At 33.7% G+C, this 23,459-nt stretch carries 20 protein-coding genes; 18 read left to right on the top strand and 2 right to left on the bottom strand.

What is annotated here, in order from left to right; all coding sequences use genetic code 11:
* The first annotated feature begins 15 nt into the window (after window positions 1-15).
* The 10 genes from NLJ00_RS11805 (at window position 16) to uvrB (ending at window position 8,036) form a co-directional block, all read left to right on the top strand.
* Window positions 16-837: a DUF4249 domain-containing protein gene (locus NLJ00_RS11805; RefSeq protein ID WP_256637321.1), complete on the top strand. Its 822-nt coding sequence runs from the start codon at window positions 16-18 to the stop codon at window positions 835-837.
* Between the two features lie 6 nt (window positions 838-843).
* Window positions 844-1,326: a GyrI-like domain-containing protein gene (locus tag NLJ00_RS11800; RefSeq protein ID WP_256637320.1), complete on the top strand. Its 483-nt coding sequence runs from the start codon at window positions 844-846 to the stop codon at window positions 1,324-1,326.
* Window positions 1,327-1,370: 44 nt separating this feature from the next.
* Entirely contained in the window at window positions 1,371-1,817 is a 447-nt protein-coding gene (locus NLJ00_RS11795; protein WP_256637319.1) for a DinB family protein, read from the top strand.
* Window positions 1,818-1,926: 109 nt separating this feature from the next.
* A complete protein-coding gene (locus tag NLJ00_RS11790; RefSeq protein WP_073487316.1) occupies window positions 1,927-2,589 on the top strand; it encodes a thiamine diphosphokinase in 663 nt (220 codons plus the stop codon).
* Between the two features lie 137 nt (window positions 2,590-2,726).
* A complete protein-coding gene (gene rlmF, locus NLJ00_RS11785; protein WP_256637318.1) occupies window positions 2,727-3,677 on the top strand; it encodes a 23S rRNA (adenine(1618)-N(6))-methyltransferase RlmF in 951 nt (316 codons plus the stop codon).
* Window positions 3,678-3,734: 57 nt separating this feature from the next.
* Window positions 3,735-3,965, top strand: coding sequence for a hypothetical protein (locus tag NLJ00_RS11780; RefSeq protein ID WP_256637317.1), 231 nt, complete (start codon window positions 3,735-3,737; stop codon window positions 3,963-3,965).
* On the top strand, window positions 3,950-4,252 hold the full coding sequence (locus NLJ00_RS11775) for a type II toxin-antitoxin system RelE/ParE family toxin (protein ID WP_256637316.1): 303 nt from the start codon (window positions 3,950-3,952) through the stop codon (window positions 4,250-4,252). The genes NLJ00_RS11780 and NLJ00_RS11775 overlap by 16 nt, the downstream gene beginning before the upstream one ends.
* A 105-nt stretch (window positions 4,253-4,357) precedes the next feature.
* On the top strand, window positions 4,358-4,588 hold the full coding sequence (locus NLJ00_RS11770; protein ID WP_053471060.1) for a hypothetical protein: 231 nt from the start codon (window positions 4,358-4,360) through the stop codon (window positions 4,586-4,588).
* A gap of 92 nt (window positions 4,589-4,680) precedes the next feature.
* On the top strand, window positions 4,681-5,622 hold the full coding sequence (locus tag NLJ00_RS11765) for an alpha/beta fold hydrolase (protein WP_256637315.1): 942 nt from the start codon (window positions 4,681-4,683) through the stop codon (window positions 5,620-5,622).
* 422 nt (window positions 5,623-6,044) lie between these two features.
* Entirely contained in the window at window positions 6,045-8,036 is a 1,992-nt protein-coding gene (gene uvrB / locus NLJ00_RS11760) for an excinuclease ABC subunit UvrB (protein ID WP_053471062.1), read from the top strand.
* Here uvrB and NLJ00_RS11755 read toward each other — a convergent pair.
* On the bottom strand, window positions 8,033-8,434 hold the full coding sequence (locus NLJ00_RS11755) for a hypothetical protein (protein ID WP_053471063.1): 402 nt from the start codon (window positions 8,432-8,434) through the stop codon (window positions 8,033-8,035). The two genes, uvrB and NLJ00_RS11755, sit on opposite strands and share 4 nt — an antisense overlap.
* Window positions 8,435-8,491: 57 nt before the next feature.
* On the opposite strand from NLJ00_RS11755, the gene NLJ00_RS11750 reads away from it, so the two are divergent.
* From NLJ00_RS11750 to NLJ00_RS11735, 4 genes are all read left to right on the top strand, one after another.
* Window positions 8,492-9,283, top strand: a complete 792-nt coding sequence (locus NLJ00_RS11750) for an alpha/beta hydrolase (protein WP_408611648.1) — start codon at window positions 8,492-8,494, stop codon at window positions 9,281-9,283.
* A 31-nt stretch (window positions 9,284-9,314) separates the two neighbouring features.
* Window positions 9,315-10,325, top strand: coding sequence for a dipeptide epimerase (locus NLJ00_RS11745; protein WP_256637313.1), 1,011 nt, complete (start codon window positions 9,315-9,317; stop codon window positions 10,323-10,325).
* 2 nt (window positions 10,326-10,327) lie between these two features.
* Window positions 10,328-11,347, top strand: coding sequence for an aminotransferase class I/II-fold pyridoxal phosphate-dependent enzyme (locus NLJ00_RS11740; protein ID WP_256637312.1), 1,020 nt, complete (start codon window positions 10,328-10,330; stop codon window positions 11,345-11,347).
* A gap of 202 nt (window positions 11,348-11,549) precedes the next feature.
* On the top strand, window positions 11,550-12,014 hold the full coding sequence (locus NLJ00_RS11735) for a DUF1456 family protein (protein WP_256637311.1): 465 nt from the start codon (window positions 11,550-11,552) through the stop codon (window positions 12,012-12,014).
* Window positions 12,015-12,419: 405 nt separating this feature from the next.
* On the opposite strand, the gene sucC is transcribed toward NLJ00_RS11735, so the two are convergent.
* Complete coding sequence (gene sucC / locus NLJ00_RS11730) at window positions 12,420-13,613, bottom strand: ADP-forming succinate--CoA ligase subunit beta (protein ID WP_053471068.1); 1,194 nt, start codon at window positions 13,611-13,613, stop codon at window positions 12,420-12,422.
* Window positions 13,614-14,028: 415 nt separating this feature from the next.
* Here sucC and gltB point away from each other — a divergent pair, with 415 nt between their 5' ends.
* From gltB to NLJ00_RS11710, 4 genes are all read left to right on the top strand, one after another.
* Window positions 14,029-18,546: a glutamate synthase large subunit gene (gltB, locus tag NLJ00_RS11725; RefSeq protein WP_053471069.1), complete on the top strand. Its 4,518-nt coding sequence runs from the start codon at window positions 14,029-14,031 to the stop codon at window positions 18,544-18,546.
* 132 nt (window positions 18,547-18,678) lie between these two features.
* Window positions 18,679-20,133 (top strand): glutamate synthase subunit beta, encoded by a 1,455-nt coding sequence (locus NLJ00_RS11720; RefSeq protein ID WP_256637310.1) that lies wholly within the window; start codon window positions 18,679-18,681, stop codon window positions 20,131-20,133.
* A gap of 493 nt (window positions 20,134-20,626) precedes the next feature.
* On the top strand, window positions 20,627-21,850 hold the full coding sequence (gene lysA, locus NLJ00_RS11715; protein WP_053471072.1) for a diaminopimelate decarboxylase: 1,224 nt from the start codon (window positions 20,627-20,629) through the stop codon (window positions 21,848-21,850).
* Window positions 21,851-22,092: 242 nt separating this feature from the next.
* Window positions 22,093-23,310, top strand: a complete 1,218-nt coding sequence (locus tag NLJ00_RS11710) for a T9SS type A sorting domain-containing protein (RefSeq protein ID WP_256637309.1) — start codon at window positions 22,093-22,095, stop codon at window positions 23,308-23,310.
* Window positions 23,311-23,459: the final 149 nt, after the last annotated feature.

The raw sequence follows: 23,459 nt of genomic DNA, 5'->3' as shown, positions 1-23,459 counted from the left end.
ATAAAAAGATATAGTATGAAAAAAGCAATCGCATTAATCGTCTTATTTACATCGTTTTTCTTCACAAGCTGTGAAGATGTTGTAGATGTTGAGCTGGATACCGCGCCTCCAAAATTAGTTATCGAAGCAGCCATAAACTGGCAAAAAGGTACGACAGGAAAACAACAGGTTGTAAAATTAACAACAACTACTGGTTATTTTGAATCGGTAATTCCAACGGTTTCCGGAGCAACTATATATATTAGGAACAGTAAAAACGTGCAATTTAATTTTACCGAAGTTCCAAAAACAGGACGCTATCTCTGTAATAATTTTGCACCTGAAATTAACGAAACTTACACACTAACCATTATCAGCGGAGGGAATACCTATACAGCATCTGAAACTTTAAAATCTGTTGCACCAATAACACATATTGAACAAAATAACGAAGGCGGATTTACAGGAAAAGATATCGAAATAAGAGCTTATTTTAATGACCCCGCAGATGTAGACAATTTCTATTTATACAAATATGTGTACTCTAATAAAGTCACTTCTAATTTTTATGTTGATGAAGATAAGTTTTTTCAGGGTAATGAATTCTTTAGTGTTTCTGATGATGACGAACTCAAAGCTGGAGATGAATTAGAAATAACACATTTCGGCATTTCAAAACAATATTATAATTACATGAATATTTTGGTAAGTATTGCCGGTAGTAATGTTGGCGGGCCTTTTCAATCGCCGCCCGCAACCGTAAAAGGAAACATCATTAATACAACCGATAAAGCAAATTATCCTTTAGGCTATTTTTCGCTTAGCGAAAGTCAGACAAAAAAATTCAAAATAGAATAATAAAACATGAAAGCCAGAATTGAAACTTTAACCGAGAAAAAACTGATCGGACAACATATTGAAATGTCATTTATCGAAAACAAAACATTTCAATTGTGGAGTAATTTTATGCCAAAACGAAAGCAAATCAAAAATACCATTAACGAGAATTTATATTCACTTGAAGTGTTTTCTCACGGTCATTTTGATAACTTTGATCCAGGCAAAACATTTCAAAAATGGGCTGCTGTAGAAGTCGGAAATTATGACGAAGTTCCATTAGAAATGGAAACTTTAATTATTCCTGATGGTTTATATGCCGTTTTTATACATTACGGCCCTGCTTCAGAAGGACATAAAAGCTATCATACCATCTTTGCAGAATGGCTTCCGAATTCAAAATACACCGTTGACGACAGACCGCATTTTGCCGTTATGGACCATAAATACAAAAAAGAAGATCCAGAATCAGAAGAAGAAATCTGGATTCCCATAAAAAACAGAGATTAATCACTTGTCTATAAATTATTCTTTAAATTTTCAACTAAAAAAACATGTTAATCGAAACACTAAAAATACTTTTTAACAGGGATCTAAATAAACTCAAATTTGAAATTGAATCGTACGAATTCGAAAAACAAATTTGGGTAATTGATAAAAACATTTCTAATTCTGCCGGAAATCTAACACTTCATTTAATTGGAAACATCAATACTTATATTGGAGCCCAAATTGGAAAAACAGGATATATTCGAAATCGTCCTTTAGAGTTTTCCCTAAAAGATATTCCAAAATCAGAATTAATCGATAAAATCGAAAATACAATTATAGTTGTAAATGATGTACTGGATATTTTAACTGAAGAAGATTTAAATAAAATATATCCTGAAATCGTTTTTGAAAAAGAAATGACAACCGGATTTTTCTTAGTTCATCTTTCAACTCATTTAGCTTATCATGTTGGGCAAATAAATTATCATCGACGATTACTTGATTTCTGATTTTAGATTGCAGATTTTAGATTATTTCAAAGCTGGAAAAAATCTAAAATCTAAAATCTGCAATCTAAAATTCTAACCGTATCTTTGTAGCACATTCAAAAAAACTCACATGTCATCACATCATATAGTTCGCGACGATCAGGAACCAGCTTTAATAATTGCAAACGGAGCGGCCTGCGATCCTGAATTATTAGGACAATTGCTTGAATGGTCTCCGCTTGTTATCGTTTTAGATTCGGCAATAGAAAGAGTCATTGAACTAGGTATTAAAGTCGATGTACTTTTAGGAGATTTTGACAGAGGTTTTGATCCTGAAATTTATAAAACGTCACAATATCCACTAGAAATTGTTCACACTCCGGATCAGGATAAAACCGATTTAGAAAAAGCTTTTGATTATTTAGTTAAAAGAAAAATTCCTGCCGTAAACGTAGTTTGGGCAACCGGAAGACGTGCAGATCACACAATTACCAACTTAACGAATATTGTTCGTTACAGAGATTTACTTAAAATTGTAATTCTTGACGATCATTCAAAAATCTTTTTACTTCCAACAAAATTCGAAAAATGGTATACTGCCAAAACTCCAATTTCTTTGATTCCAATTGGTGTTGTAAATGGCATTTATTCTACCAATTTAGAATATCCTCTGCAAAATGACACCTTAACAATGGGTTACAGAACCGGAAGCAGCAATTCTGTAGCAAAAGACGGTTTGGTTACTATTAACCACACAAACGGTGATTTGTTATTAATGGAATGTTTTGATTAAAGAGCCGAAGGCTCGGTTTATATTGTAGGACCGGATTTCAATCCGGTTTACGCAAAGATGCACATTAAACAGATCATACCTACGGAATTTTTAATCCCAAAAAAGGAATGCGTACCTTTGCATCGAAATAAATCAAAATGAAAGCAGAAAACAATTCCCAAAAAGACAATTTACATCCAAGAAATCTTCATCGCTCCAGATATGATTTTGAACTTCTTATTTCAAATTGTCCCGAATTAAAAGCTTTTATTTCCATTAATAAATACGGAATTGAAACTATTGATTTCGCTAATCCAAATGCGGTAAAAACTTTAAACAAAGCTTTATTGCAAACTTATTACGATATTCAAAACTGGGATATTCCTAAAAATTATCTTTGTCCGCCAATTCCCGGCCGAGCCGATTATATTCATTACATAGCCGATTTATTAGCTGAAACAAACAACAATCAAATTACTGAAGGAAATTCTGTTTTAGGACTAGATATCGGATCGGGCTCAAATTTAATCTATCCGATATTAGGGCATTCTATTTACAACTGGAGTTTTGTTGCCACTGATATTGACAAAAAAGCAATCGAAAACTGCAGCAAAATTATCGAAGCTAATCCAAAATTAATTGACGCAATTAGCTTACAACAGCAAACTGAATCCCGATTTATCTTTAAAAACATTATAATTCCCGAAGACCGATTTACATTCACCATGTGTAATCCGCCTTTTCATGCATCGGCAGAAGAAGCCAATAAAAGTACTTCGAGAAAAGTTTCCAATCTAAATCCAAAAGAAAAAAGAAACACAAATCCAGTTTTAAATTTTGGAGGGCAAAATGCAGAATTGTGGTGCACCGGCGGTGAAATTGGTTTTGTAACACAAATGATTTACGAAAGCGCAAAATATGCTTCGCAATGTTTGTGGTTTACCACTTTGGTTTCTAAAAAAGAAAATCTTTCTTCGATTTATAAAACTTTGAAAAAAGTAAATGCTGTTGAAGTTAAAACAATTGAAATGTCGCAAGGGCAGAAAAATAGCCGTATTGTAGCGTGGAGTTTTTTGAATGATATAGAACAAAAATCTTGGAAACTTTAAGATTTTCAAAACTTAAATATTGATTTTGTTTTGTAACTTCGATGAAATTATATCATTATGAACACGCTTGAACTTAAAAATATTTTGATTTCAGAAATTGAAAAAATTGATGACGATATGTTTTTATCGGCATTAAAAACAATTTTAGATAGTCGCAAAAAATCTCCTATAAATTATTCTGAAAGATATAACGAAGATTTAAAAGTTGCTGAAGAAGATATTCAAAGTGGTAATTTTTATTCGCATAATGAAATCAAGGATAAAATTGAGCAATGGAAAAAGAAATAATTTGGTCAAAAACCGCTCAGAATCAACTTGAAAAAATTTACTTATACTTATTTAAAGAAACCAAAAACAAAAGCATTCCAAACAAAGTAATTGACGCCATATACAATTCTGTTACTATTTTAAACACAAATTGGGAAATCTATGAATTAGATGAAATGAAAATTTCTAATAATGGAAATTATCGTGCTTATGAAATTTATAGTTATAGAATAACTTACAAAATCACTCCAAAAGAAATTCACATTTTAAGAATTAGACATACAAGTCGAGATCCTAAAAAACTATAATCAAAAATTGTCTTTTTAGAATTCAAACAATTGATTTTCAGTCAAATTCTTGATTTTACATTACACTTTTGATAGTTTTGTTCTAAACTATTAAATATCAGAATCATGGCAGAATACATAGGTTATCTCGCTTCCTTTTTTATTGTTGGAGGATTTTTGCTAAAAGATCTTAAAACAATACGGCTCATAAATTTATTCGGCTGTATCTGTTTTGTAGTTTACGGTATCTTTTTAAAAGATTACAGGGATTTTAGCCAATGGCTTTTACCGATTATTATTCCAAATGCGATTTTATCATTTGTTCAAATCTATCATCTGACAGCTAAAAAAGTATAACAAGATTGTAATTATGATATTTTAAAACAAAATTCTGATACAATTCCTGTTTTCTATAATCGTAACTTTAAGTTCAAATTGAACTTATAACCATGTCAAAATTATACTCCAGATTAGCAATTCTCTTATTTTTAGTAACAAGCTGCGCTTCAACCAAAAAGGCAAAATTTGAGGATTATGTTTTTAAAACCAAAAGCGAAGAACAAAAATATGAAACCGCTTATAACAAGGCTTTAAAGCTTTGGGATATTCCGTATACCGAAGAAAATGTAAAAACAAGTTTTGGAAATGCGCATGTGATTATCGCCGGACCAAAAAACGGAAAAGATTTAGTTTTACTCCACGGAATGGATGCCAGTTCAACGATGTGGTATCCTAACATTAAATCTTTGGCTAAAAATCACCGCATTTATGCTATCGACTTTTTGATGGAACCCAACAAATCCAATTTAACCGCAAAACCACTTTCCTCAGAAGAAATTATCGTTTGGTACAACGAAATTTTCGATCATTTTAAATTAAAGAAATTCGACATCATTGGTGCTTCTCGCGGCGGTTGGATTGCAACATTATTGGCGACGCAAAAAAACAATTCTATAGATAAAATTGTACTGTTAAGTCCGGCGCAGACTTTTAAATTCATTGATAAGCCCAGAAAAACATCATCGGCTTTAATGTTAAAACTTTTTCCTAGTGAAAAGAAATTCAGCAAAACATTAAAAGCATTTTCTACACATCCAGAAAAAATTAGTCCTATCTATAACAGGCAATTTTATTTGGCTAATAAATACGCCAAATCAAATTCCAGTATGTTAAAAATGACACCATTTTCAGATAAAGAATTAGAATCAATCAATAATCCTGTTTTGGTTTTAATTGGCGATAAAGATGTTATTAATTCTGAAGAAAGTTTAGAGCGGGCTAAAAAATATCTACCTAAGAGCAAAACTACTATGGTAAAAGATGCGGGGCATTTTTTGACTATCGATCAGCCAAAAATTATTAATGATGCTGTTATTAACTTTTTAGAATAAGATTATTTGCCACGAATTGCACAAATTTCCACGAATTGATTTTGCATAATCCAATTAAATAAATTGGTAAAAATTCGTGAAATTCGTGGCAAACTTGTATCATAAAATGTAGCCCCTACGGGACAATTTGTACGGATGAATGTTTATTTTTCTACCGATATTTAATCTCTACGAGATATGTTTTAATGACAAGTTATTTATTGGAATTATCTTTTGGCTATTAAATTTGATTGAAAAAATCTCGCTTATATCTTAAAATTAATTCGAAAAAATTATCTCGTAGAGATTAAATATCGGTAGAAAAAATGATTATCATATTTTAAAATTGTCCCGTAGGGACTATACAAATCACCGGCTTTTTTATCTTTTTTATAGCATTCAAACTTTGTATCTTTACAAAACCAACTTTTCATCAGTAACAAATGAATTTCCAAGTATCTTCAGAATATAGTCCAAAAGGAGACCAGCCGCAAGCCATACAAAAACTCGCACAAGGTGTAGTTGATGGAGAAAAATACCAAACATTATTAGGAGTTACAGGATCTGGTAAAACATTTACAGTAGCAAATGTTATACAGGAAGTACAGCGTCCTACCATAGTTTTGGCACATAACAAAACTTTGGCCGCACAGCTGTATTCAGAATTCAAACAATTTTTCCCGAATAATGCGGTTGAATATTTCGTTTCTTACTACGACTATTATCAGCCAGAAGCTTTTATGCCAGTAACAGGCGTTTTTATTGAAAAAGATTTATCTATAAATGAAGAGCTTGAAAAGATGCGTTTAAGCACCACTTCTTCCCTGCTTTCAGGAAGACGCGATGTTTTGGTTGTAGCCTCAGTTTCGTGTCTATACGGTATTGGAAATCCTGTTGAATTTAAAAAGAACGTTATTGAGATCAGCAGAGATCAGGTTATTTCGAGAACTAAATTACTGCACAGTCTTGTACAAAGTTTATACGCCAGAACAGAAGCCGATTTTAATCCGGGAACTTTTAGGATTAAAGGCGATACGGTCGAAATTTATCCAAGTTATGCTGATGACGCTTACAGAGTTCATTTTTTTGGAGATGAAATTGAAGAAATAGAATCTTTTGATGCAAAGACTTCTCAGGTTATTGAAAAATTTAAAAGACTGACGATTTACCCTGCCAATATGTTTGTGACTTCGCCAGAAGTATTACAAGGTGCAATTTGGGAAATCCAGCAGGATTTGGTAAAACAAGTAGATTATTTTAAAGAAATAGGCAAGCATTTAGAAGCCAAACGATTAGAAGAAAGAACTAATTTCGATTTAGAAATGATTCGCGAATTAGGTTATTGCTCCGGAATTGAAAATTATTCGCGTTATCTTGACGGAAGACAAGCCGGAACAAGACCTTTCTGTTTATTAGATTATTTCCCAAGTGATTTTTTAATGGTTGTTGACGAAAGCCACGTTACGGTTTCACAAGTTCACGCCATGTACGGAGGCGACCGCAGCCGAAAAGAAAATCTGGTTGAATACGGTTTCCGTTTACCAGCTGCAATGGACAACAGACCTTTGAAATTTGAAGAGTTTGAAGCCTTGCAAAATCAGGTGATTTATGTGTCGGCAACTCCGGCCGATTACGAATTACAGAAATCGGACGGTATTTATGTGGAACAGATTATTCGTCCAACGGGATTATTAGATCCGGTTATTGAAGTGCGACCAAGTTTAAATCAAATTGATGATTTAATTGAAGAAATTCAGGTGCGCTGTGAATTAGACGAAAGAGTTCTGGTGACAACTTTGACTAAAAGAATGGCCGAAGAATTAGCAAAATATTTAACTAAAGTCAGCATTCGATGCCGTTACATTCATTCTGAAGTGGATACTTTAGAGCGTATCGAAATCATGCAAGATTTACGAAAAGGTATTTTTGATGTTTTAATTGGTGTAAACTTACTTCGTGAAGGTTTAGATTTACCCGAAGTTTCGCTTGTAGCAATTCTGGATGCTGATAAAGAAGGTTTTTTAAGAAATCATCGTTCTTTAACTCAAACAATTGGTCGCGCAGCAAGAAACTTAAATGGTAAAGCCATTATGTACGCCGATAAAATTACGGCGAGTATGCAAAGAACAATTGACGAAACCAATTATAGAAGAACAAAACAGATCAATTTTAATGTCGAAAATAATATAACGCCACAGGCATTAAACAAAAAAATAGAAAGTGCTTTTACCAAAAATCCTTTGGTAGAATACGAACTAGGTCATACTTTATCAGTTGCTGCAGAACCAGAAACGGCGTATATGTCTAAAGCTGATCTTGAAAAAATGATTCGCGAGAAACGAAAATCAATGGAAAAAGCAGCAAAGGAATTAGATTTTATGCAGGCCGCCAAACTGCGTGACGATATCAAAAAATTACAGGAACAATTACCTTAATTGTGTTGTTCCTGAAAAACTCTTAATAAAACTTTAGGCTCTATCATTGCATTTGGAGCCTTTTTCATTAAATCTAAAATGCGTTTTACTGCACTTGGATTTAATCCCATTTCAATTGCAATCTGCTGAATTCCTATTGCCTCTTTTTCATGTAAAATTCCATCGCAGTGCATAATCAAAGCCAATCTGTAAAACTGCTGAATGCGTTGAAATTCTGATTTTATAACTACAGGTTTTATTTCCTGATGAAATAAATCATGAAAAACATTCAAATCAATCTTTAATTCCTGAGCAACATGCCATATAAAATCATACTCTCTTTTATGCAATTGCCCGTCAACAGTAGAAAAGGCGATCAATTCTAAAAGTAAACTTTTCTTTTGTGCTTCGGTATTCATCAATTTGTTATTTTTAGCTAAAATATTGCTTTTAAATTAAAAATACAAAATCTAATGATGAGGGGATTTTTTATATTTATATTTCTTTGGATGATTTCCGGAAATGCACAAAGTACGGCTTCAAAAAACGTATCAACATTTACGATTGAAGCACCTCAGCTAAAAACTACTAAAAAAATCTGGATTTATCTTCCTGAAAATTATTCGGCTTCAGCCAAAAAATACAGCGTGATTTATATGCACGACGCTCAGAACTTATTTGATGCTAAAACCTCTTACGTAGGCGAATGGAATGTCGACGAGAAATTAGACAGTTTAAAAGCGCAGGTAATTGTTGTTGGAATTGAACACGGAAATGAAAAACGTATAGAAGAATTAACTCCTTTTAAAAACGAAAAATACGGCGGAGGAAATGCTGATAATTATTTAGAATTTATCGTAAAAACATTAAAACCGTATATTGATAAAAACTACAGAACCAAAACAAAAGCTAAGAATACAATCATTTTTGGAAGTTCACTGGGTGGTTTGGTTTCTTATTATGGAGCTTTAAAATATCCTGAAGTATTTGGCAAAGCCGGAGTTTTTTCACCTTCATTTTGGTACACAAACGACATTTTCACTTTTACTGAAAAGATACCCAAAATTAAAACAAAATTTTACTTTTTATGCGGCGATAAAGAAGATGAAAATATGGTGAAAGATATGACCAAAATGGAAAAATTATTGGACACAAAGCGTTGTTACTGTCTTCATCTGACCAAATCTAAAATTGTAAAAGGCGGCGAACATGATGAAAAATTGTGGCGGGACGGTTTTGTAAAAGCGGTTCTTTGGCTTAATTATTGAGAGAAAACATAAAAAAAATAGCACAAAAATCATGAAACTAATTTTAAGAGAATATAACCTAAAACTAAAACACACTTTCACGATTTCAAGAGAATCAATTGATTTTCAGCCTTCTTTAATTGTTGAATTGCAAAGTGATGGTTTTTCTGGTTTTGGAGAAGCAACTTCAAATCCGTATTACAAAACAACAGTTCCAATGATGATGCAGGATTTAGAAAAAATCAGAAGCATTATTGAAAGTACAAAAGATGAAACTCCAGATGTATTTTGGGCAAAAATTCATCCGTATTTAAAAGAGGATATGTTTGCACTTTGCGCTTTAGATTTGGCTTATAATGATTTGTATGCCCGTAAAAAAGGTAAAAAATTATATGAATTATGGAATTATACAACCGAAAGAAATCCGCTTACGGATTATACCATTGGAATTGCTTCAATTGAAAAAATGGTTTCAAAAATGCAGGAACTTCCCTGGCCTATTTATAAAATTAAATTAGGTACCAAAGAAGATATTGAAATCGTAAAAGAACTTAGAAAACATACCAATGCTATTTTTAGAATTGATGCCAATTGCGGCTGGGGCGTTGAGGAAACTATTAATAATGCGATTGAATTAAAAAAACTAGGTGTTGAATTTCTCGAACAGCCTATGAAAGCAGATAATTGGGAAGCGCACAAAGAAGTTTTTAAACATTCTGTTCTGCCAATTATTGCCGATGAAAGCTGTATTATTGAAGAAGATGTAGCCAAATGTCACAATCATTTTCATGGAGTAAATGTAAAATTGGTAAAATGCGGTGGATTAACTCCCGGCAAAAGAATGATTGAAGAAGCTAAAAAATTAGGACTAAAAACAATGGTGGGCTGCATGACGGAATCAACAGTTGGAATTTCTGCGATTGCTCATTTATTACCTCAGCTTGATTATGTTGATATGGATGGCGCGTTACTTTTAGCACAAGATATTGCAACTGGAGTAACCATAAAAAATGGCGCTGTGAGTTATTCTGAACTTAACGGAACTGGAGTTACACTTCTATAAAAATGATAGTAGAAAAATTTCCCGACCGTATTATTGAAATTGACCAAGAACAGTATTTGTATTTTGGCGGAACTGCTTATTTGGGATTACCAACAAACAAAAATTTTCAGGATTTGGTGGTTAAGAACATTCTTAATTGGGGAACTACTTACGGAAGTTCCAGAACGGCCAATATCAAATTAAAAGCGTACGATGAAGGAGAAAAGTTTCTGACTTCTCACATAGGTTCAGATAGTACTGTTACGGTTTCTTCAGGAATGCTGGCTGGAAAACTGGTTATAGATTTAATGAAAAAGCAGACAGATTGTTTTTTTCATTTTAATGATACGCACAATGCAATCAGCATTGAAAATAGTCTTCCTTTATTTGTTAATGACAAATTAAATGATCGTTTATTAGATTCAAAACGGGAGAAAATAACGATTCTTACTGACGGTGTTCCTACTTTTGAAACAAAGCCTGCTGATTTATCCTTTTTAAAACAAATTCCAAATCATAAAGAAGTTACTTTAATTTTGGATGAATCGCATTCTTTTGGGATTTTAGGCAAAAATGGTTCTGGAATTTATTCCTCAATTCAATATCCAGTTAAAAGAAAAATCATGGTTTCGTCTCTGGGAAAAGCTTTCGGATTAACCGGAGGAGTAATTGCCGGCGATTTTGGATTTATAAATGAAATAAAAGAAATGGAAACTTTTACAAGTGCGGCGGGAATGAACCCTGCTTTTGTACAAACCCTTTCTGATGCTGCAGAAATTTATACTTGGCAGCACATCAAACTGCTGGATAATTTAAAGTATGTGGATTCGATTTTAATCAAAAACAACAATATAAAGTTTGATAAAAATTATCCTTTGATTTATCTTTTATCAAAGGAATTAGTTGAAAAATTAAAAAACGAAAAAATTATTATTGCCAGTTTTAAATACACTAAAAATGCTGAACCGCTAAATCGAATTGTAATTACAGCCAACCATCTCAAAGAAGATTTAGATAAACTTGCTGTGGTTTTAAATTCTTAATATTATTTAAGGTTGCCACGAATTACACGAATTTACACGATTTTTTTTGCCACAGATTAAAAAAATTATGAGGATTCATAAATTGCTTAAAAAAATCATTAAAATCTTTTTAATCTGTGGCAAAACATAAAAATTAATTCGTGGCAAAAAAAAATAAATAGTCCGAATTGTTTTTAAACCGTACCTTTGCAAAAAATAAACGATGACAAATAACGATATACTTAAAAAACTTCGCGTGGCTTTGATGCTCCGTGATGACCAAATAGTTGAGATTTTAGAATTAGTAGATTTTAGAATTTCAAAATCAGAATTGGGTGCTTTTTTTAGAGCCGAAGATCATCCTAATTATATGGAATGCGGCGATCAGGTTTTAAGAAACTTCTTAAACGGATTGGTTATTCATTTAAGAGGAACGAAAGAAAATCCTAAAAACCCAACGGATGTTTTAGCAAAACATAAAGCAGAAATTCCGAAGAAAGAAACTTCTAAAGAAAGACCTGAGTTTAAAGCTGCTCCAAAAGATTCTGAAAGAGCAAGAGGCGATCAAAGTCCATCAAAGTCAGGTTCAGCAGCGGGAAAACCTAAGAAGAAAGCATTCCCAAAAGGAAATGGAAAATCATCTGTTGTAGAAAAAGTGGTTTACAAAAACGGTAAGAATAAGAAATAATCAATATTGAGATATCATTATTTCATAAAATCCCTTCAATATTCGAAGGGATTTTTTTATTACATATCATTTTATTGTAGAGACGCACAGCAGTGCGTCTACGTCTTGGGAATCCACAATGTTAAATACGTTGTGTAGACGCACTGCTGTGCGTCTCTACGATATACTTTGTCTTAAAAAATATTCTCAAAAGGAATGTTTTTGATATAATTACAAAAAAAACCTCCGAATATCTAAGGGATCTTTTATTACACATCATTGATCGTAGAGACGCACTGCTGTGCGTCTCTACGATATACTTTGTCTTAAAAAATATTCTCAAAAGGAATGTTTTTGGCATAATTTCAAAAAAAAATCCCTCCGAATATCGAAGGGATTTTCTATATAATTTGATTTCTTATTTAATTAAGAAAGAGCAGCTTTAACTTGGTCAGCAGCTTCTTGGAATTGAACAGCTGATAAAATTGGCATACCAGAATTATCAATTAATTCTTTTGCAATTTCAGCATTTGTTCCTTGTAAACGAACAATGATTGGAACTTTAATAGCGTCACCCATGTTTTTGTAAGCATCAACAACACCTTGAGCAACACGGTCACAACGAACGATTCCTCCAAAGATATTAATTAAAATAGCTTTTACGTTTGGATCTTTCAAGATAATTCTGAAAGCTGTTTCAACACGTTTTGCATCAGCAGTTCCTCCTACGTCAAGGAAGTTAGCAGGCTCAAAACCAGCATATTTAATTAAATCCATAGTTGCCATTGCAAGACCAGCTCCGTTTACCATACATCCTACAGTACCGTCAAGATCTACATAGTTCAAACCTACTTCTTTAGCTTCAACTTCGATTGGATTCTCCTCACGGATATCTCTCATTTCAGCATATTTAGCTTGTCTATATAAAGCGTTATCGTCGATATTCACTTTAGCATCAACAGCTAAGATTTTGTTATCAGATGTTTTTAAAACTGGGTTGATTTCAAACATAGAAGCATCAGAACCAATGTAAGCGTTGTATAATGCATCGATGAATTTCACCATTTCTTTAAAAGCATTTCCAGAAAGACCTAAGTTAAAGGCAATTCTTCTTGCTTGAAAACCTTGTAATCCAACAGAAGGATCGATTTCTTCAGTAAAGATTAAGTGAGGAGTGTGCTCAGCAACTTCTTCGATATCCATTCCACCTTCAGTAGAATACATGATCATGTTGCGTCCTGTACCTCTATTCAATAAAACAGAAACATAAAACTCAGAAGTTTCACTTTCACCAGGATAGTAAACATCTTCAGCAACTAAAATTTTGTTTACTTTTTTACCTTCAGGCGGAGTCTGAGGTGTGATCAATTGCATTCCGATGATTTGTTCTGCTAACTCTTCAACTTGCTGTAAGTTTTTTGCCAGCTTAACTCCACCACCTTTTCCACGACCACCTGCGTGAATTTGTGCTTTTATTACATGCCATCCTGTACCAGTTTCGGCAGTTAATTGTTTTGCAGCAGCTACAGCTTCAACCGCATTATTAGCCACAATTCCGCGTTGAGTGCGTACTCCGTAACTTGCTAAAATTTCTTTTCCTTGATATTCGTGTATGTTCATAATATAGAATTTGTCTGGTTCTGAATTTAGTTCAGAATAAAAGTCGGACAAAAGTAACAAAATACAACTTAATAGTAAAATCTTTTTCTATTAAAAAATGACACTTATAGGTATTAAACGTTTATTCTTTTTCAATGCAAAGAAATAGTTAACGAAACGATTTGTTAATATTAACTCAAAACCACTAAAACGTTTGATATTTAACAAAAACTTCACCGTATTTATTAGCCTTGAGACGATTTTTCTTAATATATTTTAATTCGGATTATCATTTTATCATTTCGCAATGGTTAATATAATAATATTATCAATTAAGAAGCCTTTTTCTAATATTACAACAAAAATGTAAGCTAAAGTATAATTTCACTACATTATGTTTAACGAAATCTTTATTTTTGTAGAAAAAATATCAAGAATGAAAGTTAAAGAACAAGGGCTTTATCTGCCTGAATTTGAACACGACAATTGTGGTGCAGGATTTATTTGTAATTTGAATGGTATTAAATCAAATGATATTATTCATAAAGCATTAGACATCTTAATTAAATTGGAACATCGTGGTGCCGTTAGTTCTGATGGAAGAACTGGAGACGGGGCGGGAATCTTATTTGATATCCCTCATGATTTTTTTAAGAAAGTTTGTGACTTTGAAATCCCGGAAACACGTGAGTATGCAGTAGGAATGGTTTTTTTACCAAAAAGCAAAAACCAGGTATCTTTTTGTATCAATGCATTTGAAGCAACTATTAAAGATCAAAACTTAAAGATCTTAGGTTGGAGAGATGTACCTGTTGACGTTGAAAATTTAGGGCAGATCGCCGCAGAAAAAGAACCAACAATTAAACAAGTTTTCGTTTCTAAAAACGGACAAGATTTAACTGAACAAGAATTTAATGCAAAACTTTTTGCAGCTAGAAAAATTGCTGAACATGCCGTAAGAGGATCAAAAACTTCTGAAAGCCACATGTTTTATTTTACTAGTTTATCGACAACTACTATAATATATAAAGGTTTATTGATGCCGGAAGACATCAGCCGTTATTATATAGATTTGAAAGATCCGGACTTGGTGACTCGTTTAGCGCTTGTACACCAGCGTTTCTCTACAAATACATTCCCATCATGGGACTTAGCTCAACCGTTTAGATACATGTGTCATAATGGTGAGATTAACACACTTCGTGGAAACGTAAGCCGTATGCGTGCTCGTGAAGAGCTTATGCAGAGCAAAGTTTTTGGCGATGATATCAAAAAATTATTCCCAATTATCTTAGAAGGAAAATCAGATTCTGCTTCTATGGATATGGTGGTAGAACTTTTATTAATGACAGGTCGTTCATTGCCAGAAGCGATGATGATGGTTGTTCCTGAAGCTTGGGAAAAACACCAGACAATGTCTCCTGAAAAAAGAGCATTCTACGAGTTTAACGCTTGTATTATGGAGCCTTGGGATGGTCCAGCTTCTATTCCGTTTACAGATGGAAATGTAATTGGAGCTTTATTAGACAGAAACGGATTGCGTCCTTCTCGTTATACATTAACACACAGTGGTTTCGTAATCATGTCATCAGAAATTGGTGTATTAGATATCGATCCGGAAGATGTAATTCAGCACGGTCGTTTAGAGCCAGGAAAAATGTTCCTGGTTGATATGAACGAAGGCCGTATTATTGAAGACGAAGAAGTTAAAAAAGCAATTGTTACAAAACGTCCGTACCAGGAATGGTTAGACGCTAACTTATTGCCTTTAGCAAAAGTTCCTTATACGAATAACCCAACTCCGGTTGAGAAATTAGATTTCCAGACAAGACAGCGTTTATTTGGTTATACAATTGAAGATTTAAAAACAATCATCAACCCAATGGGAGGACAAGGAGCTGAAGCAATCAGTTCTATGGGTAACGATACGCCTTTGGCAGTATTGTCAGAGCAGCCTCAATTGTTGTACAACTATTTCAAACAATTATTTGCTCAGGTTACTAATCCACCTTTGGATGGTATTCGTGAAGAAATCATTACAGATATTAGTTTAGCTGTTGGAGGAGATTTCAATATTTTTGAAATTGAATCTAAACAGTGTAAAAAATTAAAAATCCAAAATCCGGTTATCTCTAACGAGGATTTGGATAAAATTAGAAACATTGATCACGTAGATTTCAAATCGGCTACAATTTCTACTTTATATAAAATAGAAAAAGGAGTTAACGGTTTAGAGCGTGCACTTGAAAAATGTGTTCAGGCAACTTTCAAAGCTGTAAACGAAGGATGTAATATTATCATTCTTTCTGATAGAGGCGTAAGTGAAGAATTAGCTCCAATTCCTATGTTATTGGCTTGTTCTTACATTCACCACTCTTTGAATATTTTACAGGTTCGTTCTAAATTCGGAATCATCATTGAATCTGCAGAACCTCGTGAACCACATCATTTTGCATTATTGTTCGGATACGGTGCAAGTGCCATCAATCCTTACATGGTAAACGAAATCATTCACGATCAGGTAGCTCAAGGTTTCATTACCGGAGTAAAAGCTGATTATGCTGTTGTAAACTACAACAAAGCGATTGCAAAAGGTATCGTTAAAATCATGAACAAAATTGGTATCTCTACATTACATTCATACAGAGCTGCTCAGATTTTCGAGATTTTAGGTTTAAACAAAACATTTACTTCTAAATACTTCCCTTACACGCCATCAAGAATTGAAGGAATTGGTTTAATGGAAGTGGAAAAAGAAGTTAAAAAACGTTTCCAAAAAGCTTTCCCTAATTCAAAAGTGGCAAGTTTGCTTTCTCTTGAAATTGGAGGTATTTACAGATGGAGACGCGGTGGTGAAAAACACATGTTTAACCCAACTACTATTTCTAAATTACAACAAGCGGTTCGTTTAAACAGCCCTGAAAGTTATAAAGAATACTCAAATGCCGTTAACGAGCAAAGCTCAAACTTAATGACTATTAGAGGTTTATTTGAATTCAACAATTTGGATCCAATTTCTATTGATGAAGTAGAACCTTGGACAGAAATTGTAAAAAAATTCAAAACAGGCGCAATGTCTTATGGTTCTATCAGCCAGGAAGCACACGAGAATTTAGCGATTGCAATGAATAGAATTGGCGGAAAAAGTAATTCTGGAGAAGGTGGAGAAGATCCAAAACGTTTCCAGAAAGAAATTAATGGAGATTCCAGAAACAGTGCAATCAAACAAGTTGCTTCGGGACGTTTTGGTGTTTCGATCAACTATTTGACAAACGCTAAAGAAATCCAGATTAAAATGGCTCAGGGAGCGAAACCTGGTGAAGGTGGACAATTACCTGGAGAAAAAGTGGTGCCGTGGATTGCTGAAACCAGAAACTCTACGCCTTATGTAGGTTTGATTTCACCTCCTCCTCACCACGATATTTACTCAATTGAGGATTTATCTCAGTTGATTTACGATTTGAAAAATGCAAACCGTGAAGCGCGTGTAAACGTAAAATTAGTTTCTGAAGTTGGAGTTGGAACCATCGCTGCCGGTGTTGCCAAAGCTAAAGCTGACGTTATCTTAATTTCAGGTTATGACGGAGGAACTGGTGCTGCACCATTAACATCTTTACAACACACAGGTATTCCGTGGGAACTTGGTTTAGCTGAAGCACAGCAGACTTTGATCTTAAACGATTTAAGAAGCCGTGTAGTTTTAGAGTGTGACGGACAGTTAAAAACAGGTCGTGACGTTGCTATCGCAGCTTTATTAGGAGCTGAGGAATTTGGTTTTGCAACTGCACCGCTTGTAGCTTCTGGATGTATCATGATGAGAGCTTGTCACTTAAATACTTGCCCTGTTGGTATTGCAACTCAGGATCCTGAATTGAGAAAAAATTTCAAAGGAACTCCAGAGCACGTAATCAACTTTATGTATTTTATTGCTGAAGAGTTAAGAGAAATCATGGCGCAGTTAGGTTTCAGAACTTTAAAAGAAATGGTTGGTCAGTCACAAAAATTAAATGTGAACAAAGCGATCAAACATTACAAAGCAAATGGTTTAGATTTATCACCAATTCTATACAAACCGGAAAAAGCGAAAACACAGCCAAATCACAATACAACACAACAAGATCACCAACTTGAAAACGTATTAGATTTTGACATCATTAAAGAAGCGATTCCGTCTATTTATAGAAAAGAAAAAACAAGAGTAACATTTAAAATTAAAAATACAGACCGTTCTGTAGGCGCGATTTTGAGTAATGAAATCTCAAAAATTTATGGCGCACAAGGATTACCTGATGACACTATTTTAGTTGATTTTGAAGGTTCTGCCGGACAAAGTTTTGGAGCTTTTGCAACAAACGGATTGTCATTTAAAATTCACGGAAACTGTAATGATTACTTAGGAAAAGGTCTTTCTGGAGGAAAACTAATTGTAAAAGTCCCTCCTACTGCAACTTTCAAACCTGAAGAAAATATCATTATTGGAAACGTTGCCCTTTACGGAGCTATTACCGGAGAGGCTTATATTAATGGAATGGCCGGAGAGCGTTTCTGCGTTAGAAATTCTGGAGCAACAGCAGTTGTTGAAGGGATTGGAGATCACGGATGCGAATACATGACCGGTGGTACAGTAGTAGTTTTAGGAAAAACAGGAAGAAACTTCGCAGCTGGTATGAGCGGTGGTGTAGCTTATGTTTACGATCCAAATAAGAAATTCGACTCAACAGTTTGTAACATGGAAATGGTTGCATTCGACCCTATGGAAGAAGAAGATCTTACGAAACTAAGACGATTGATCAAAAATCATTCATTGTACACAAGCAGTCCATTAGCAAAAAGAATTTTAGCAGACTGGGAAAATCAACAAAAGCACTTCGTAAAAGTAATGCCAACTGATTACAAAAAAGCATTACAAAGAATTGCAGAAGAGAAAAAAATAGAAGAATTAATAGCTGGATAAATGATTTTAGAATTCAGATTTTAGATTTTAGATTTATTTACAATGTCTTCCTGAGCGAAGTCGAAGGATGAAATTGGAATTTGGAATTTTAAGAATTGGAATTTTTAAACATTTACATTTAATTAAAATGTCATGGGTAAAATAGGCGGATTTAAAGAATATAACAGAGCCGACGAAAGTAATTTAGCAGTAGCAGAACGTGTTTCAAACTACAACGAATTTACTATTCCGTTAGCAAAAGATAAAGTAAAAGAACAAGGTTCAAGATGTATGGATTGTGGTATTCCTTTTTGCCACAGTGGTTGTCCGTTAGGAAATTTAATTCCTGACTTCAACGACATGGTACATCAGGAAGAATGGCAGAGCGCATTAGAGATTTTACAATCAACTAATAACTTTCCGGAATTTACAGGACGCTTATGCCCTGCTCCATGCGAAAAAGCATGTGTATTAGGAATCATTAAAGATCCTGTATCAATCGAAAACATCGAGAAAAACATTGTTGAAATTGGTTTTTCAGAAGGTTGGATTAAACCTCAACCACCAAAAAAGAGAACAGGAAAAACAGTTGCTGTTATTGGTTCAGGGCCTGCGGGACTTGCAGCAGCTCAGCAATTAAACAGAGCTGGTCACACGGTTACTGTTTTTGAAAGAGACAATGCTATTGGAGGTTTATTACGTTACGGAATTCCAAATTTTAAATTAGAAAAAGGAATTATCGACAGACGTGTAGCAATTCTTGAAGCTGAAGGAATCACTTTTAAAACTGATGTAAACGTTGGTGTAAACTTTAGCGTAGCAGAATTAAACGCTTTCGATTCTATCGTTTTATGCGGAGGAGCAACAGAAAGAAGAAGTTTGCCAACTAAAGGAATCGAAAGCAAAGGCGTTGTTCAGGCAATGGATTTCCTTACACAACAAACTAAAGTTTTATACGGAGAATCAATTCCGTATCAAATTAAAGCAACTGGTAAAGATGTAATCGTTATTGGTGGTGGAGATACTGGTTCTGACTGTATTGGAACTTCAAACAGACACGGAGCAAAATCGGTAACTAACTTTGAGATTTTACCAAAACCTCCGGTTGGAAGAAGCGAGTCAACTCCTTGGCCTTTCTGGCCGTTGCAGTTAAAAACATCTTCTTCTCACGAAGAAGGATGCGACAGAAACTGGTTAATCAATACTAAAGAATTCATTTCTAACGATAAAGGTGAATTAACTGGATTAAAAACCGTTGAAGTGCAATGGAAAATGACTCCGGGTCAACGTCCAGAATTAATCGAAAAAGAAGGTTCTGAGAAAATATGGCCTTGCGATTTAGCTTTATTAGCTCTAGGATTTACAGGTCCTGAGAAAACATTAAGCGAGCAATTAGGAATTGAAACTGATTTTAGAAGCAATTACAAAGCGCATAATTATCAAACAAACGTTCCTCACATTTTCACTGCAGGTGATATGAGAAGAGGACAATCATTAATCGTGTGGGCTATTTCAGAAGGTCGAGAAGCAGCAAGAGAGGTAGATTTGTTCTTAATGGGCTCTACCAACCTGCCTACTAAAGGAAGAGGAGATTTACCGAGTTTATAAATTAAGACTCTAAGATGCTAAGGTTCTAAGATACTGAGTTTTTCTCTTAGAATTCTATTTACTCTTATTCCAATAAACAACATAACTACTAACAAACCCTTGAATTATATTCAGGGGTTTTGTTTTTTTTAGCCACAGATGCACAGATTAAAAGGATTTTTTGTTTGCCACGAATTACACGAATTTCCACAAATTTTTTATTTTCTTGCCGATTTCAATTTCAAACATAGCCCGTGGTTGAAACCACGTATTATATTTCGAGCATTTTGCGAAAAATCTACAATTAAAATTTGTGGAAATTCGTGTAATTCGTGGCAAAAAAACCTTTGTATCTTTGTATCTCTGCCCCTTTCAACCTCCTACAACGTTACAAAATTGGATAACAAACAACTTTTTGTTTAAAAACAAACAATTTGTTACAATTTGTTATTTTTCTACAAATAATTTGCAGTTAGTTAAAAGTGTAATAACTTTGCTCAAAATGATTTAAAAAATGCAAGCAAAAGATTTACTGCAGTTAGCAGACCAATTTGGAAGTCCATTATATGTTTATGATGCCGAAAAAATCCAATCTCAGTACAATAGATTAACTAAAGCTTTCTCTAAGGTAGAAAACTTAAGAGTTAATTACGCCATGAAGGCATTGTCAAACGTTGCGATTCTTCAGTTATTAAAGAACATGGGGTCTGGCTTAGACACTGTATCAATTCAGGAAGTTCAATTAGGACTTCATGCTGGCTATGAACCCGAAAGAATTTTCTTTACACCAAACGGAGTTTCTCTTGAAGAAATTGAAGAAGTTGCCGCAATGGGTGTACAAATCAATATCGATAATTTATCTATTTTAGAACAATTCGGAACAAAACATCCTCATATTCCGGTATGTATTCGTATTAATCCACACGTAATGGCGGGCGGAAATGCTAATATTTCAGTAGGACATATCGATAGTAAATTCGGGATTTCTGTTCACCAGATTCCGCATATATTGCGAATTGTTGAAAATACAAAAATGAGCATTGTTGGAATTCACATGCACACAGGATCTGATATTTTAGATATCGAAGTATTCTTGTATGCAGCTGAAATCTTGTTTGATACTGCAAAACACTTCAAAGATTTACAATTCTTAGATTTTGGAAGCGGATTCAAAGTGCCTTACAAAAAAGACGATATCGAAACCGACATCGAAGAATTAGGTAAAAAATTATCAAAAAGATTCAACTCTTTCTGTGCAGAATATGGTAGAGACTTAACCTTGATTTTCGAACCTGGAAAATTCCTTGTGAGCGAAGCAGGTTTCTTCTTAGCAAAAGTAAACGTAGTAAAACAAACAACTTCAACCGTTTTCGCCGGAATCGACAGCGGTTTCAACCACTTAATCCGTCCAATGTTTTACGGTTCACAACATTATATAGAAAACATCTCTAATCCAAAAGGAAAAGAGCGTTTTTACTCCGTTGTAGGATACATTTGCGAAACTGATACTTTTGCCAACAACCGCAGAATCTCAGAAATTACCGAAGGCGATATTCTTGCTTTCAGAAACGCCGGAGCATATTGTTTTTCAATGTCTTCAAACTACAATTCAAGATACAAACCAGCCGAAGTTCTATGGATGAACGGACAAGGAATCTTGATTCGTGCACACGAAACATTCGAAGATTTACTTAAAAATCAAATTCCGTTACCGCAAGAAGTTGCTGCAACAGTTTAAAATAAAAAAAAAGAGAATATCACCGAAGTCCCGTTTCTTATTTGAGGCGGGATTTTTTTTATTACATATTTTTATTAATTATTCCATACTGTTTTTTTAATATTCTCAAAAATGAGGTCTTAGAAAGGTAATCACATAAGAATCTAAAAATCTTCTATTTATAGAAAACATAATTTTAATTTTACAAGAAAAATATTATTTTTGAAACGACAATTTTGTAAAATAAAACTTAAATAAATTCTATGAAACAAATCTACTTATTCTATTTATTTCTTATTGCAAATGCAGTTTTGGCACAAAATACCTGGAAACCTAAATACACTTTTCAGGATAATTTTTCAACAAGCGAAGTGTTTTTCGTAACTTCAGAAAAAGGCTTTGTAGGCGGTTTTAGCAATGATGCAAAAGCTTCTCTTTATTATACTGCTGACGGAGGAACTACATGGACTGAAATCTTTAAAAAGAACAATGTAAAATTTCAATTAACAAGTCTTTTTTTCATTAACGAAAACCTCGGATGGGCAATTCAGGGTTCTGATCTGTACAAAACCGTAAACAATGGCGGCGTATGGTCAAAAATAACCATAAACTTCACCCAAAATGGGTCTTTAAAAAAACTATTCTTCAAAGACCAAAACAATGGTATATTAACAACTTCAAAAGGTATACTGGTTACTACAGATGGAGGAGCAACATGGTCATTAGAGCAATTTTTTGACAATAGCAATAATCTGTTAGTATTTGGCAATTATAGCATTGACCGTGCTACAGGTAAAGGATACGCTATTGTAAATGATAAATTCATTTATGAAACAGCAAATTACGGAATAAACTGGACTCAGGTATTTACGATGCCAGCAACAGCGATTACTCCAAAAGCATATAAGTTCACTAAAATTGACTACAGAGGTGTGGCTGTTGGTGACTATTTATACAATATTTTTGGTACAGATGAATATGACGGAACTACTTTTGTAAAAACAGATGACGTCTGGCAAAAAGTACCAAATAACTTCCTTCGTTTTAATCCGGCTGCATCATTTTCAAATGATTTATTCTTTGGTTATACCGAAGGTAAAATATATAATGCTGTAACAAAAGAGGTTTCTTATACTCTTCCTAGCGGTTTTATTTCAGATTTTAGTTTTATCGATAATGTTGGCTACGCTATTGGTGTACAGTCAATTTATAAATACGATGCAAGTGTTTTATCAACAGAAAAATTCGACTATAATAAAAACTTAATTATCAGAAATACGGATAACAAAGCAATAGTTTTTAATACTACTATTTCAGAACCGGTTTCCTATTCTATCTATGACATTTCAGGAAAATTAATCTCAAAAGAAAACAATATACTTCTGGATAATAAAACTGTAAATTTTAAAAATACCGGAGTTTATCTTGTAAAAATAACTCACAGCCAAAATGTTATAAATCGAAAAGTTTTGATAAAATAATCTATTCTTAATACGGATAATAATACCAAATCCTGTTTCTTAATTGAAGCAGGATTTTTTTATTGCAGATTTTAGAGTTTAGATTTTTAGATTTATAAACGCCTGTCAGGCTGAGCGAAGTCGAAGCCCGCACAAAGTTTATTCACAAT

This window comes from Flavobacterium panici, from assembly GCF_024499525.1.
In the GTDB taxonomy this organism is placed as follows: Bacteria; Bacteroidota; Bacteroidia; order Flavobacteriales; family Flavobacteriaceae; genus Flavobacterium; species Flavobacterium panici.
This window is presented reverse-complemented; position numbering and strand designations above follow the sequence as displayed.